This window comes from Simiduia agarivorans SA1 = DSM 21679, assembly GCF_000305785.2.
Classification (GTDB): domain Bacteria; phylum Pseudomonadota; class Gammaproteobacteria; order Pseudomonadales; family Cellvibrionaceae; genus Simiduia; species Simiduia agarivorans.
In genome coordinates, this window is record NC_018868.3 from 728,747 (window position 1) to 742,213 (window position 13,467).

General features: G+C 52.6%; 12 protein-coding genes. 1 reads left to right on the top strand and 11 read right to left on the bottom strand.

All coding sequences use genetic code 11. From position 1 onward, the window contains the following. Entirely contained in the window at window positions 1-1,341 is a 1,341-nt protein-coding gene (gene rlmD / locus M5M_RS03275) for a 23S rRNA (uracil(1939)-C(5))-methyltransferase RlmD (protein WP_015046044.1), read from the bottom strand. After that, window positions 1,338-2,246, bottom strand: coding sequence for a cysteine synthase CysM (gene cysM / locus M5M_RS03280; RefSeq protein ID WP_015046045.1), 909 nt, complete (start codon window positions 2,244-2,246; stop codon window positions 1,338-1,340). The genes rlmD and cysM overlap by 4 nt, the downstream gene beginning before the upstream one ends. A gap of 139 nt (window positions 2,247-2,385) precedes the next feature. Here cysM and M5M_RS03285 point away from each other — a divergent pair, with 139 nt between their 5' ends. Then, on the top strand, window positions 2,386-5,190 hold the full coding sequence (locus M5M_RS03285) for a response regulator (RefSeq protein ID WP_016389200.1): 2,805 nt from the start codon (window positions 2,386-2,388) through the stop codon (window positions 5,188-5,190). Here M5M_RS03285 and recO read toward each other — a convergent pair. The 9 genes from recO to M5M_RS03330 form a co-directional block, all read right to left on the bottom strand. After that, window positions 5,180-5,893 (bottom strand): DNA repair protein RecO, encoded by a 714-nt coding sequence (gene recO / locus M5M_RS03290; protein ID WP_015046047.1) that lies wholly within the window; start codon window positions 5,891-5,893, stop codon window positions 5,180-5,182. The genes M5M_RS03285 and recO overlap by 11 nt on opposite strands. Next, a complete protein-coding gene (era, locus tag M5M_RS03295) occupies window positions 5,890-6,777 on the bottom strand; it encodes a GTPase Era (protein ID WP_016389201.1) in 888 nt (295 codons plus the stop codon). Before era ends, recO begins: the two co-directional genes overlap by 4 nt. Next, on the bottom strand, window positions 6,770-7,444 hold the full coding sequence (rnc, locus tag M5M_RS03300) for a ribonuclease III (protein ID WP_015046049.1): 675 nt from the start codon (window positions 7,442-7,444) through the stop codon (window positions 6,770-6,772). The genes era and rnc overlap by 8 nt, the downstream gene beginning before the upstream one ends. A gap of 1 nt (window position 7,445) precedes the next feature. Further along, window positions 7,446-7,871, bottom strand: coding sequence for a DUF4845 domain-containing protein (locus M5M_RS03305; RefSeq protein ID WP_015046050.1), 426 nt, complete (start codon window positions 7,869-7,871; stop codon window positions 7,446-7,448). 20 nt (window positions 7,872-7,891) lie between these two features. After that, entirely contained in the window at window positions 7,892-8,731 is an 840-nt protein-coding gene (lepB, locus tag M5M_RS03310; RefSeq protein WP_015046051.1) for a signal peptidase I, read from the bottom strand. Window positions 8,732-8,746: 15 nt separating this feature from the next. Beyond that, entirely contained in the window at window positions 8,747-10,546 is a 1,800-nt protein-coding gene (lepA, locus tag M5M_RS03315) for a translation elongation factor 4 (RefSeq protein WP_016389202.1), read from the bottom strand. Window positions 10,547-10,677: 131 nt separating this feature from the next. Then, window positions 10,678-12,063 carry a DegQ family serine endoprotease gene (locus M5M_RS03320; protein ID WP_015046052.1) on the bottom strand — a complete coding sequence of 462 codons (1,386 nt, stop codon included), beginning with the start codon at window positions 12,061-12,063 and terminating at the stop codon, window positions 10,678-10,680. A gap of 30 nt (window positions 12,064-12,093) precedes the next feature. Next, on the bottom strand, window positions 12,094-12,555 hold the full coding sequence (locus tag M5M_RS19295; protein ID WP_015046053.1) for a SoxR reducing system RseC family protein: 462 nt from the start codon (window positions 12,553-12,555) through the stop codon (window positions 12,094-12,096). Next, window positions 12,555-13,427: a MucB/RseB C-terminal domain-containing protein gene (locus M5M_RS03330; RefSeq protein WP_015046054.1), complete on the bottom strand. Its 873-nt coding sequence runs from the start codon at window positions 13,425-13,427 to the stop codon at window positions 12,555-12,557. The genes M5M_RS19295 and M5M_RS03330 overlap by 1 nt, the downstream gene beginning before the upstream one ends. Window positions 13,428-13,467: the final 40 nt, after the last annotated feature.

Genomic DNA, 13,467 nt, shown 5'->3' on the forward strand with positions numbered 1-13,467 from the left:
TTAACGACGCACAAACAACGCCAGAGTTTCCAGATGCATCGTCTGGGGAAACATATCGTGCGGCTGTAACCGCGCCAAACGATAACCTTGCTGGATAAGATAGGTTGCATCGCGCGCAAATGTGGCTGGGTCGCACGACACATAAACGATGCGCGCAGGGTTCAGTGCGACAACCCTGACCAATGCCTCCTTTGCGCCCGCCCTGGGCGGGTCCAACAAAACCCCATCAATCCGATCTGGTAGCTTTTTGAGCTGTTGTTCATCCTGCAAATCGGCGACCAGAAATTCAGTGTTTGCAACCCCCAACCGAACCGCATTGGCGCGCGACTTTTCGATCATTTCCGGAATCGCCTCTACGCCCCACACCCGCTTCACATAGGGCGCCAATGCAAAAGTAAAGTTACCCATGCCACAAAACAAATCCAGCCAGCTCTCATGCTTTTGGGGCTCAGCTAACGCCATGGCGTTAGCTATCAAATGATGATTGATCGTGGCGTTAACCTGAATGAAATCATCCAATGAAAACGTCAGTGACTTACCGTAGGAATCGATGGTCAATGTCTCGGCCTGATCAGCGGCCTGCTCATCAATATCCTGAATATCCCGCGACCCCGGCCATTGGAAATATAGCTTGGCTTCAGTGAAGGCAAGAAAAGCTTCCCTTTCGTCAGCGTTGGGTCTGGCCGTTAATCGGATCAGACAGGAAGGACCGCCGCTGTGATCAGTAAGCTCCACATGCCCAATGGTTTTCGATCGCATGCGTGCCATAAGACCTTGGAGCGAATTGAGCACCCGATCCAGCACGGGCGAAAGCACGGGGCAGTGATTAATCCGCACGAGATCCGAACCCGCCATTGTTCGAAATCCTGCAAAAACGGGGCCTTTGTGATTAACAGCCAAACGCGCCCGCCGCCGGTAGCCCCATTCGCCGTCCGCAACCAAGGGCTCAATGTGGGTGCAAGCCAGATCCACCCCGGCGCGCACCAATTGGTCGGTCAAAAGCGATTCTTTATAATTGACCTGCGCGGCTTGGGACATGTGCTGCAATTGACAGCCACCGCACACACCATAGTGCGCACACTCAGGAGTCACTCTGTCGGAGGAAGGCTCGCTTTCAAGGGAATGACTTTTGCCAGCCTGATAATTTCGCTTGGTTTCGGTAACCCAGACCCGGTGAGTTTCCGCTGGCAATGCGCCGGCGACAAAAGTAATTTTACCATCGCAGTAACCGATACCCCGGCCATCGTGCCCCAAGCGCTCGATGGTAACCGGCGAGCTTAAACTAAAACCTGTACCTTTTTGGGCCGGCTTGCGACGGCGCGATACCGGCGCGCGAGTCATCCAAACACTCCACTCGATAAGTAGCGATCACCCCGGTCGCAGACAATGGCTACAATAACGGCGTTTTGCAGTTGTTCACTCAAACTGAGCGCAGCAGCCACCGCGCCCCCAGAAGATACGCCACAGAATATACCTTCTTTCCGCGCCAGATCCCGCATGGTTTGTTCTGCCCGTGCCTGATCCATATTGACAATCTGATCTACCCGGGATCGGTCAAATATGCGCGGAAGGTAAGCTTCTGGCCAGCGTCTGATACCCGGAATGCTTGCGCCCTCTTGCGGTTGCAATCCGATGATCTGAATCTCAGGGTTCTGCTCTTTAAGGTATTGCGATACGCCCATGATGGTTCCGGTTGTCCCCATGGAGCTGACGAAGTGCGTTACTTTACCGCCGGTCTGCTGCCAGATTTCGGGCCCGGTAGTTTCATAATGTGCACGGGGGTTATCCAGATTGGCAAACTGGTCCAACACCAGCCCCTTGCCTTGTGCAGCCAGGCTGGCGGCCAGATCCCTGGCACCCTCCATGCCCTCAGACTGCGTCACCAGTATCAGCTCTGCACCGTAGGCCGTCATTGCGGCCTTGCGTTCTGCAGTCGCGTTGTCCGGCATAATCAACGTCAGAGCATAGCCTTTGATTGCAGCGGCCATAGCCAGCGCGATACCCGTGTTACCACTGGTGGCCTCGATCAATCGGTCGCCCGGTTTGATCTGGCCCCGCTCTTCCGCCCGTTGAATCATGGACAACGCGGGCCGGTCTTTCACGGAACCGGCAGGATTCGTGCCTTCGAGTTTCAGCAAAACCAAATTGGAGGTATTGCCAGGTAGCCTTTGCAGTCGAACCAGCGGCGTCTGGCCTACCAGGGCCTCCATCGTTGGAAGCGCGTGCAAATCGGCCGATGACGACATAATGGGGTCCTTTTGAACGTTTTTTGCTCAATATATTGCGCGTACGACCACTGCGGAGGCCGCACTCGGGCTAGGCATAAGCGCGCTATTCTACCGCTGATTGTGGTATCGTTAAACCACTGCCAAGATGGACGCTGGTATGCCAACGATCACTCGAGCGGTCAAGACCCGCTCTCTTAAATACGCACTGATTCCCATTGCAGCAATAACACTCTGCCTGTCGGCCATGCTGACGGTGTTGTATGTCATGCAGCTGGAGGAGTTTGCAAAGGAGCGCGGGCACCACGTAAGTCGCTTGCTATCCCAATTGACCTACCAATCAATGCATAACCGATTATTGCTGCAATCAGTGGTGCATACTGCGGTAACCGACGGCGACATTCTGGCCGTGCGGGTCTACGACCTCAATCGCAATCCGATCATCCACTCAGGCCCCCGGTTTTCCGAAGACTTTCAGCTCGATCCCAACCAATTCGGGCTCGACCCGCAACACCAGGTTGAAAGAAAGAGTTCGCTTTTCACTGTCCCGATTCACGCAGACCACGATACATTTGCTCCCTTTGGTTGGTTGGTGGTTGAAATAGCCTCGGACGACTACACCCTCCTGCAATACAAGACACTGTTAATTGCTTTGCTATTGGGTGCCATCGTCGCCGTTGCCAGCGCATGGATTTCGCTCTCTTTTAGCCGGGATCTGGCCGAAGGCTTACGTTTAGTCAAACAAGGGATGGCCCAATTGCGAAAAGGCCAACTGGACACCCGCGTAAACGCCGACCAGTTTGTTGAATTTGACGACCTGGCCGTCGCATTTAATCAATTGGCCGAAGGGCTGAAACAACAGCAGGAAGACATTCAGCGCAATATGGATCAATCCATTGAGGATTTGCGCGAAACACTTGAAACGATCGAGATCCAAAATATCGAACTTGATCTGGCACGCAAGGAAGCTGTTGAGGCCAGTCGGGTTAAATCAGACTTTTTGGCAAATACCTCGCACGAAATACGTACCCCCCTGAACGGCATTATTGGCTTTACCAGCCTGTTGCTGAAAACCCAGGTCAGCGACCAACAACGAGAGTACTTGCGAACCATACAACACTCTTCACAGGGTCTGCTTACCATCATTAATGACGTGCTCGATTTTTCCAAAATCGAATCTGGCAGGCTCCAGCTTGACTATATCCCCATGCAGTTGCGCCAGGTTATCGAAGAGTCGATGCAGATCATGGCGCCGGCAGCGCATGAAAAAGGCCTCCAGCTTATATTGCATGTGGATCCTGGCCTTCCCGCTAACCTGTTAGGCGATCCCCTTCGGATGAAACAGGTAATGACCAATCTGATCAGCAATGCGATCAAATTCTCCAGCGGGGGCAACATTGAGGTCACCGCGAGTCTTAAGACACAATCCGAAACGCAGGTGGAAGCCAATATCCATGTGAAAGACACCGGTGAGGGAATCCCTGAGTCTGATCGCAAGAAACTGTTTCAGGCCTTCAGCCAACTTGATACCAGTAACAGCCGTAAGCATGGCGGAACTGGGCTCGGCTTAGCTGTTTCCAAAGGGCTGGTGAAACGAATGAAAGGTGAAATTGGCGTAGAGAGCAACGCCGAGGGTGGTTCTTTATTCTGGTTCACCGCCACCTTCGGAGTTGACACCCAAGGCGACGAAGAAAATAAACAGCACCTGCTCGAAGGCAGCCACTTTGTCGCACTTTCCAACAATATGCCTCTGGCACACCAATTGCAGGAAATTGTAGGGTCAGAACGCGGTAAACTCCAGATCATGACCGGCATTCCCGAGCTCATCGGCCTGGTTAAAAACCACATGCAGAATAACCAGCCCATCGAAGCGGTTTTTTACGACATAGATCCGCACCAGGAAAAACTGTTGGATCTGCATAATCTCCGGGAGCTGGTAGATCAGCTCAAACGCTTTTACGCGTGCAAGACTATCTTTCTATGTACGCCATCTGCACGGCGGCAATTAGAACATCACCTGACACCGGATTCGCAGGAATACCTGGAAAAACCCGTCACACTGAATCGCACGCTGCACCTGCTCAGAAAAGAACTTGCACCGCTGAAAGAAGAAACCAGCATCGGCAGAAACAGCTCCCCTTATGAAAACAAACCCAGAATACTGGCGGTGGACGACAACCCCGCTAACCTGCAACTCGTCGGCGAATTATTAAACGGACTTGGTGCTGAGGTCGCGCTGGCATCCGACGGGAAACAGGCTATAGAACTGGCAGAAAACAAACTCTTTGATATGATATTCATGGATCTGCAAATGCCAGTCATGGATGGTCTGGAAGCAACCAAAATTATCCGCAGCCGGGAAAGCGGAAAACGCCGCACTCCTATCGTCGCGCTTACCGCGCACGCCATGGCGGAGCAAAAATCCCAGCTGTTATTGGCCGGCATGGATGATTATTTGAGCAAACCGGTCAGTGAGGCGCAACTCGCTCACATCATTAATCGTTGGCTGAAAACCCGCAAACAGCTCCCCAAAATCGCTGAAAAACCGGAGCCAGAACAGCCACCGACGGATTCATCAGGTCGCGTGGTGGATATCCAGCAATCGCTGAAATTGGCCAACGGCAAACCCGGCCTGGCAAAAGATATGCTGTCCATGCTTTTGGCCAACCTTCCCGCAGATAGCGCAAAAATCCGTAATAGTGCCGACTCCAACGATTACGCCACGCTTGAGGCAACCGTTCACCGCCTGCACGGCGGCTGCTGCTATTGCGGTGTTGCCAGACTGAAAAGTGCAGCGCAGGCTCTGGACAAAGCGCTCCAGAACAAAGATCACTCCCAGCTCGCGGCGCAACTGGACAATCTTTACAAAGAAATAGATACACTGATCGCCTGGTCCCGCGATCATGATCTGGATGCGCTATTTGAAACAGATACCAGTGAAAAGAGCGCCAGTATTACTGGCTAAACAGTGCGCGAGAAGCGAGCGGTTTTCGCCCCAACAAAGGTGCCAGTACCTGCCTCATGAAACGCTTGAGATCGGTACGCGCAGCCTCCGTAAGCTCAGGTGCCGAAAGAAAATTGAGTATGGCATCGCCACCCACAGCGTTTTCAGCATCAATTTCAGCCGCAACCAGGCCCAACCCGTGACGATAAGCATAACGTTGGCCTGGCACCAACGGGCGCTGGGTGTCCGCCTCCTGCTCCAATGAAAAACTGACACCGGCCGCTTGAATCAACTGCCATTCAAATCGTCGCAGATAAAGTTCATGGGCCGGCAACTCCCTGTCGTCAATATTTGCAAGCCTTCCTATGAGCTGCATATAGGACTGAAAAATCGTCTCCTGTGACTCCTGCTCCGGCAACACCCGCATAAGCAGTTCATTGAGGTATAAACCGCAATACAGGCACCTGCCAGACAACTTAAAGGGCGTTGCGACAGCATCAATCATCGTCAGGGACTTGAGTGCGCCACGCCCCTGTGTGGAGACGATCAAAGGGATGAAGGGTGCCAAGGGGTTGGACGCTGATTTTTTGGAGCGCTTGCGTGCGCCACGGGCGTAGGCAGCTAAACGTCCGTGGCTACGCGTGAATAAATCAACGATCAGGCTGGTTTCGCCGTAGTGGCGGGAATGCAGTACAAATGCGGGTTCGCCATCCAGCACGATCACAAATCGTCATACCCAAGACTTTTCAACGCACGCTCATCATCCGACCAACCGGACTTCACTTTTACCCAAAGCTTGAGCATTACCTTGGTATCAAACAATTTTTCGATATCAATTCTGGCCTGTTGACCAATCTGTTTAATCCGATCGCCTTTATCACCAATCAGTATGCGCTTTTGACCGTCTCGCTCAACCAGTATCAACGCGCCAATGTGCAAAACACCGCGATCCTGTTCGAACTGCTCTATTTCCACTGCCATCTGGTAGGGCAATTCTGCACCTAACTGGCGGGTGATCTTTTCCCTGACAATTTCCGCCGCTAAAAAGCGTGAACTTTTATCAGTAATCTGGTCTTCGGGGTAAAAATGCTCTGACTCGGGCAAGTATTTGGCGATGATCGACTCCAGCCGATCAAGCTGCATGCCGCGCAATGCAGAGACGGGAACGATGTCGTTGGGCGATAGGCGTTCTGTCAGTACCTGCAAATGCGGTAGCAACACATTTTTATCGTCCAGCTGATCACATTTATTGACCGCTACGATAAGCGGGAGTTCCAAACCCTCCAACCGACGGGCCACTGCCTCGTCCTCATCTGTCCACACCAAACGATCAACCAGCATCACCACCACATCGACATCGCGGATGGCCGTGCTCGCCGCTTTGTTCATGTACTTATTCATTGCACCCTTCTGGTTGAGGTGCAAACCGGGAGTGTCGACAAACAAAAACTGGTTTTCCCCTTCGGTTTTGATACCCAGAACGTTATTGCGGGTTGTCTGTGGCTTTCTGGACGTAATGCTTATTTTTTGCCCAAGCATATGGTTAAGCAACGTAGATTTTCCCACATTGGGCCTTCCCACCAATGCCACATAGCCGCACTTAGTCATTTTTTTCTCTCAGTTGGTTCAGCACCAGTTTGGCTGCAGCTTTTTCTGCCTTCTTACGGCTGGTCGCGCTCGCCGAAGCAGACAGGCTATGCAACAAGATGGAACACCGCACATGGAACACCTGGGCGTGCCCCTCCCCTTCGGTAAGCTCCACAGAATAATCGGGCAAGGGCAGCTGACGGGCCTGCAGTATTTCCTGCAATTCGCTTTTGGGATCTTTCGCACTGGTGTCCGCGTTGAGCTCAATAATCCGGCTGCCCAACCAACGGTGCACTGCAGCAGAAGCGGCTTCAAGACCACCATCCAGGTATATTGCACCAATCAATGATTCGACCGCATCCGCCAGTGTAGAAGCACGATCGCGCCCGCCGGTTTTCAGCTCACCATCACTGAGTATCAGCTCTGGCTGCAAACACAACGCGCGCGCCACTTCCGCCAATGTCTCACCTTTAACTAAGCGCGACCGCAAACGGCTCATTTGCCCTTCGCGGGCTTCGGTCAGGTGACGATAAAGATATTGGGTTACCACCCAACTAAGAAGACTGTCGCCGAGAAACTCCAGCCGCTCATTGTTCCTTGCACTCACACTGCGATGTGTCAGGGCAAGCTTGAGCAAAGATACGTCGTTAAACTGGTATCCTAGCCGGTGCTGCAACTCGGTAAACATACTACTTCTTGTCTGCTTTCGGGCGGTAATCTTTGGGGGGTTTACAACACTCTTCCGGCTTGGTGGTGTCCATATAATTCTGGAAATCCAACAATACTGAAATGTTGTAAAACAATGGGATAGTTAACTGGTAGTTAATCGTGATAATGGATCGATTACGCTCGCTTTCAATAACGATATTGTTAGCTTCGGGAATGCGGACACCATTAATGGTATAAAAACTAGTCAGATGCTTACGAATTTCCGCGGCCGTCATCTGTGACACAGGTTTATCCCGATCGCGCAAGGATTGCAACGCAGACTGAATATAGCGATTCTCCGCATAGGCAGGAATCAATTTAAAGGCCAGCAAAAGGAAAAAACCGCTTACCACTAACACGATCAAAAGATTTAACGTACTGATACCGGCTTGCTTTCTAAACATCATGTCGCTTGGCTCCATACCTGTTATTGGATAGTACCGACCCGATGAAAACTGGGCACACTAAAAAAGGTTTCCCAATGCATCCAAATGGCGAACGCTTTGCCGACTATCGCCTCTTCGGACACAGGCCCCCATTCCCGGCTATCCGAACTGTTGTCACGGTTATCACCCATCATAAAATAGTGACCGGCCGGAACTTTCCAGCGCCCGGATTGAGTATAGCGACCCAGATGAATATTCTGATGAACAATGTGCTCAACACCGTCCAAATCCTCTTCCAGAACATTAATCTGCGGATTCGACACTGGCAGGGACGCAACAAAGGACTGCGGCATTTTCTTGCCATTAATATAGAGAGCGCCCTTATCGATAATAATTTCATCACCCGGCAAGCCCACTACACGCTTGATATAGTATGTATCGGGTTTATGCGGAGGGAAAAAAACCATCACATCGCCGCGTTCGGGCTCGTTAACGGAAAAGATTTTGGTATTGGTTACGGGTAACCGGATACCGTAGGTGTACTTGTTGACCAGGATAAAGTCTCCAACCTCCAGCGTTGGCACCATGGAAGCGGAAGGGATCTGGAAGGGTTCCACCAGAAAGCTGCGCAAAACCAAAACAAAGGCTAAAACCGGGAAAAAAGATTTGGAGTATTCCACCGGCACAGGTTCTTTAGCCGCGACGGACAAAGCTGTCTGGTAGGCCTCATCCGTTTCCTTCAAGCTGGTCTGGGACAACTGTTGCAGGGCCTGTTCTACCCTTTCCCTTCTGGGCTTGGCCCACAAAAAGATATCCAGCAACCAGATGGCGCCGGAAACCGCAACCAACAGGACCAATATGAGTGGAAAATTAATATCCAAGGCAATTCCTTCTATTTATCCATCAACCTTAAGCACAGCCAGGAAGGCTTCCTGGGGAATCTCTACCCGCCCCACCTGCTTCATCCGTTTTTTACCGGCTTTCTGCTTTTCTAACAACTTACGCTTACGGCTGACATCGCCACCATAGCACTTTGCAGTTACATCCTTGCGCAGGGCTTTCACTGTTGTACGGGCTACCACCTGGCCACCGATAGCGGCCTGAATCGCCACATCAAACATTTGCCGCGGTATCAGCTCCTTCATTTTCTCGGCGATCGCGCGGCCTTTGTAGGCTGCGTTATCGCGATGAATAATCAACGCCAGCGCGTCGACTTTTTCGCCATTAATCAGCAAATCCAGCCTCACCAGACGCGCTGGCTCAAACCGGAGGAAGCTGTAATCCAACGATGCAAACCCACGACTGACAGACTTCAGGCGATCAAAGAAATCCAACACCACCTCATTCATGGGCAGCTCATAACGCACCTGTACCTGTGAGCCAGTATACTGAATATCCTTTTGCACACCGCGTTTTTCAACGCACAGAGTGATCACTGCACCGAGATATTCCTGAGGCACGAGGATATTGGCCTCTACAATCGGCTCTCTCATCTCCTGAATCAAACCAACGTCGGGCAGTTTGGACGGGTTGTCCACGTAGACAACCTCACCATCGGTCTTCAGAATCTCGTAAATAACCGTAGGCGCCGTTGTGATCAGATCGAGATCATATTCGCGCTCGAGCCGCTCCTGGATAATCTCCATGTGCAGCATGCCGAGGAAGCCGCAACGAAAACCAAAACCGAGCGCATCTGAACTTTCGGGCTCATAAAACAAAGACGCATCATTCAACGTCAGCTTTGCCAAGGCTTCGCGAAAACTTTCAAAGTCATCTGACGAAACCGGGAAGAGTCCGGCGTAAACCTGTGGCTTCACTTTTTTGAAGCCGGGCAAGGCCTTGACTTCCGGTGTATTGGCGTGGGTGATGGTATCGCCGACAGGCGCGCCGAGAATTTCTTTGATGCCAGCGACGAAAAAACCAACCTCTCCCGCTTTCAGCTCTTTGGTTTCAGTGAGCTTCGGCGTAAACACACCCACTTTATCGACCACGTGCGCCTTGCCGATGGACTTGGTAATAATTTTGTCTTTCGGCTTCAGGGTGCCTTGGGTAACCCGCACCAATGAAACCACACCCAGGTAGTTGTCGAACCAGGAATCAATGATCAGAGCCTGCAACGGCGCATTCACATCGCCTTTGGGTGGCGGCACGAGACGTACCAGGTCTTCCAGCACATCTTCAATACCAACGCCGGTTTTGGCACTACAACGCACCGCATCGGTTGCCTCAATACCAATAATATTTTCAATTTCTTCGGCAACGCGTTCAGGTTCTGCCTGCGGCAAATCCATTTTATTCAGAACCGGGATCACTTCGAGCCCCTGTTCAATAGCGGTATAACAATTGGCTACCGACTGTGCCTCAACACCCTGGCCGGCATCGACCACCAGAAGCGCACCTTCACACGCTGCCAGAGACCGGGATACCTCATAGGAAAAGTCCACGTGACCGGGCGTGTCAATAAAGTTGAGCTGGTAGGTTTTGCCGTCCCGTGCCTGGTAATGCAGCGTTACGCTCTGCGCTTTGATCGTGATACCCCGCTCACGCTCAATATCCATGGAATCGAGCACCTGCGCCGCCATCTCCCGGTCAGTCAGACCACCGCACAGCTGTATAAAACGGTCGGCAATAGTGGATTTGCCATGGTCAATGTGGGCGATAATAGAAAAATTGCGGATATGGCTTAGGTCAGACACGATAAAAAGACACAAATTAGGTTGAAAAACGAACGGCATCCGTTGGCTGGAGCCATAAACAACAAGAGCCCCTGAAGGGCTCTTGAGGCGCGGCAATTCTACCGCATTTCAATGACTTGGGCTATTTTTCCCTACTTTTTGATCATAAACGACCGATAGGCTGGACGGCCATCGCGATAGAATCGGATGGGCAGTAACGTGTCTTCGGGCAATTCCGCCTGCAACTGCTGGTAGGTATCCACATCCGTCACAGGCTCGAAACCAAGCTGAGCAATCACGTCTCCAGGCCTGATTCCAGCTGCGGCAGCCGGGCTATCCGGGGCCACCTGGGTCACCAGTACGCCACCATCCAGGCGCCAGGCCTGTTTTTGCCGGTCATCCAGTGCTTCCACCACCAGACCTAACCGATCCCCCTGGCTAGCGTCCGGCCCACTGGCCACGTGTGGCTCGTCGCCCACCGGCAGCTTGCCAACGGTCACCGAGACCGTCTTGCGCTTACCGGCCCGCATCACCTCGGCTTTAACTTTGGAACCAGGTGGCAGCAAGCCGACCACATGGGGAAGATCGCCACTACGCTCAATGGCTTTACCATCAAACTTCAAAATCACATCGCCCACCTTCAAACCGGAGTTATCCGCCGGGCTGCCGGGCTCGATCTGCTGGATCAGTGCGCCCGCAGGCTTGCTCAGCCCAAAGGATTGAGCCAGGTTACGATCCACCTCCTGAATCGCCACGCCCAGCCACCCCCGGTCGACGCGGCCTTTTTCCTTGAGCTGGCGTATCACATCCCGCGCCACATTGGCTGGAATCGCAAACGACAAGCCGATAGATCCACCACTGCGGGTATAGATCTGGCTGTTGATGCCAACCACCAACCCATCCAGATTAAACAACGGTCCACCTGAGTTGCCGGGGTTGATTGCGACATCCGTCTGAATAAACGGAACGTAGTTTTCATTGCGCTCGGTGGGGATAGAGCGTCCGATTGCACTGACAATACCGGCACTGGCCGTAAAATCCAGACCAAAGGGCGACCCGATAGCCAATACCCATTCACCCACTTTCAATTTGTCTGAATCTGCGAACTTAAGGGCCGGCAGACCTTTGGCGTCGACCTTTAACAGCGCTAAATCAGAACGGCTATCTGTGCCGACCACGCTGGCTTCAAATTCGCGATGATCGGTTAAGCGGACGGCGATCTCATCCGCCCCATCAATGACATGATGATTCGTGAGAATGTAACCGTCTGTGGAAACAATGAAACCCGACCCCATAGAGCGCTGCTCGCGCTGACGCTGCTCGGGCATTTCGAACAAATGCCTGAATATCTCGGGAATATTTTGCGGCGGCATCTGGCGCTGGCTGTTGCGCTTGGCATGCTCCAGGGTATTGATTTTCACTACCGCGGGCGACGTTTCTTCAATTAACTGAGTGAAATCGGGCAGCGAACGCGCCTGCGACGGCACCGCAAACGCGCACAAGACCAATATGCTCAGCAATAAACCCTTAAAATGCATAGGTGCTACTCCTTAACTTGCTGAATTCAACTAGCGGGATAAATGATTGGAATGATCGGCAAAACCCGATTCAAGTGCGGGGGCGTAATCGGCATTATCTTTCAGCCGCGCAGTCAAACAGCGAACGGCTACACAGCCAGCGATCAACCCGATTCCGGCGCCGATCGCGGCAAAAACGTCCTGTCCAAAAAGAGTCTCGGCGACAAACAACCCCGCCAACAGGCCTGATAAGGGCACGAGATAAACCAAAAGCGCAGCCTTGGCCAACGCATCGGCCGGAACGGATAGCGAGACGGTTTGCCCGACTTCGGGCGGCTCCCCGTGAACAGAAACAGGGATCACGTCTGATGTTTCAAACCAGGACTGTAAACTCGATTGCCCGCAACCGTGTCTGGCCTGACAACTGGCACAACTGCTGCGCTGTATGGTTTTCACCCAAGCGGTGGATTGATCGCAGCGAACCACTACCCCCGATTCAGCAATGCGCTCCATCAGTAAACCCTGGTCATCCCCAACGCCACTCGCTCGAGCGTTGTAATCGGTGCTTCGCCCACCGCCGTTACGCGAAATGACTGGCTACCCGACTGCAGGCGCCCGAGGTAGGCAACCGTTGCGCCGCGCTGGGCTTTTCCTTCGAGTGCTGCGGGCGATTCGATCGACTCGATAAATACCGAAAAAGCAGCCATTCCATCGGTAAACATCAGCATTTCACGCTGCTCTGTGGTTTTGGCCCCCACATAACGAAATCCCTTGGGCAACCAGCCCGCCTGCCAGCTGACCTTCATCAGGGTATCCGGGCAATCTTCAATCGGCCCGGCAGTCTCACCTGAGCCCAGGTTATTAATCTGCACGAATTGAAATCGCTCCAGAACCCGGTTACCGGGACCAACCAGCAGAATTTTTAATGCGAGATAATCGCTCTGATCGATGGTAATTACATAGCCATAGCGATACTGGTCTTTTGGCATTACCTGAACTACGTAACCAGCGCGGCCTGCGACCCGTTCCTGACCAATCAATGAAACATGGTAATAGTCTTCGAGTGCGACATTGGCCTCCAGCCCCTGCAGGAGCCGATCGGAGGGCGTCGAACAAAACGCCTGTTGACGACTCACGCCGCGCAATTGGCCATTAAGGTGCAACAGACGCTCCTGTCTGCCTTGATCAGTGACCTGTTGTTCTATGGCAATGCTGGTGAGATGTGCGCCAAACTCGTAGGTGAGTACGCCCGAATAACTATGGCTGGAGGACGCTTTGGAGAATTGTCGTAACAGGTCTCTGGCATCGGGTGGATTTGCGTCAGACCGGGCGGACGTCGCTACCACCAAGAGAGCAATTAGACCCGCCAGTGTTAAATATCGCATGAGAGCCTTAGGGCGTTACCGATAGCGTTCCACGCATAGA

Excerpts from the sequence above, each read along its gene's own strand:
- rlmD (WP_015046044.1), bottom strand. The coding sequence starts at position 1,341 with ATGACTCGCGCGCCGGTATCGCGCCGTCGCAAGCCGGCCCAAAAAGGT.
- cysM (WP_015046045.1), bottom strand. The coding sequence starts at position 2,246 with ATGTCGTCATCGGCCGATTTGCACGCGCTTCCAACGATGGAGGCCCTG.
- M5M_RS03285 (WP_016389200.1), top strand. The coding sequence starts at position 2,386 with ATGCCAACGATCACTCGAGCGGTCAAGACCCGCTCTCTTAAATACGCA.
- era (WP_016389201.1), bottom strand. The coding sequence starts at position 6,777 with ATGACTAAGTGCGGCTATGTGGCATTGGTGGGAAGGCCCAATGTGGGA.
- rnc (WP_015046049.1), bottom strand. The coding sequence starts at position 7,444 with ATGTTTACCGAGTTGCAGCACCGGCTAGGATACCAGTTTAACGACGTA.
- M5M_RS03305 (WP_015046050.1), bottom strand. The coding sequence starts at position 7,871 with ATGATGTTTAGAAAGCAAGCCGGTATCAGTACGTTAAATCTTTTGATC.
- M5M_RS03320 (WP_015046052.1), bottom strand. The coding sequence starts at position 12,063 with ATGCATTTTAAGGGTTTATTGCTGAGCATATTGGTCTTGTGCGCGTTT.
- M5M_RS19295 (WP_015046053.1), bottom strand. The coding sequence starts at position 12,555 with ATGGAGCGCATTGCTGAATCGGGGGTAGTGGTTCGCTGCGATCAATCC.
- M5M_RS03330 (WP_015046054.1), bottom strand. The coding sequence starts at position 13,427 with ATGCGATATTTAACACTGGCGGGTCTAATTGCTCTCTTGGTGGTAGCG.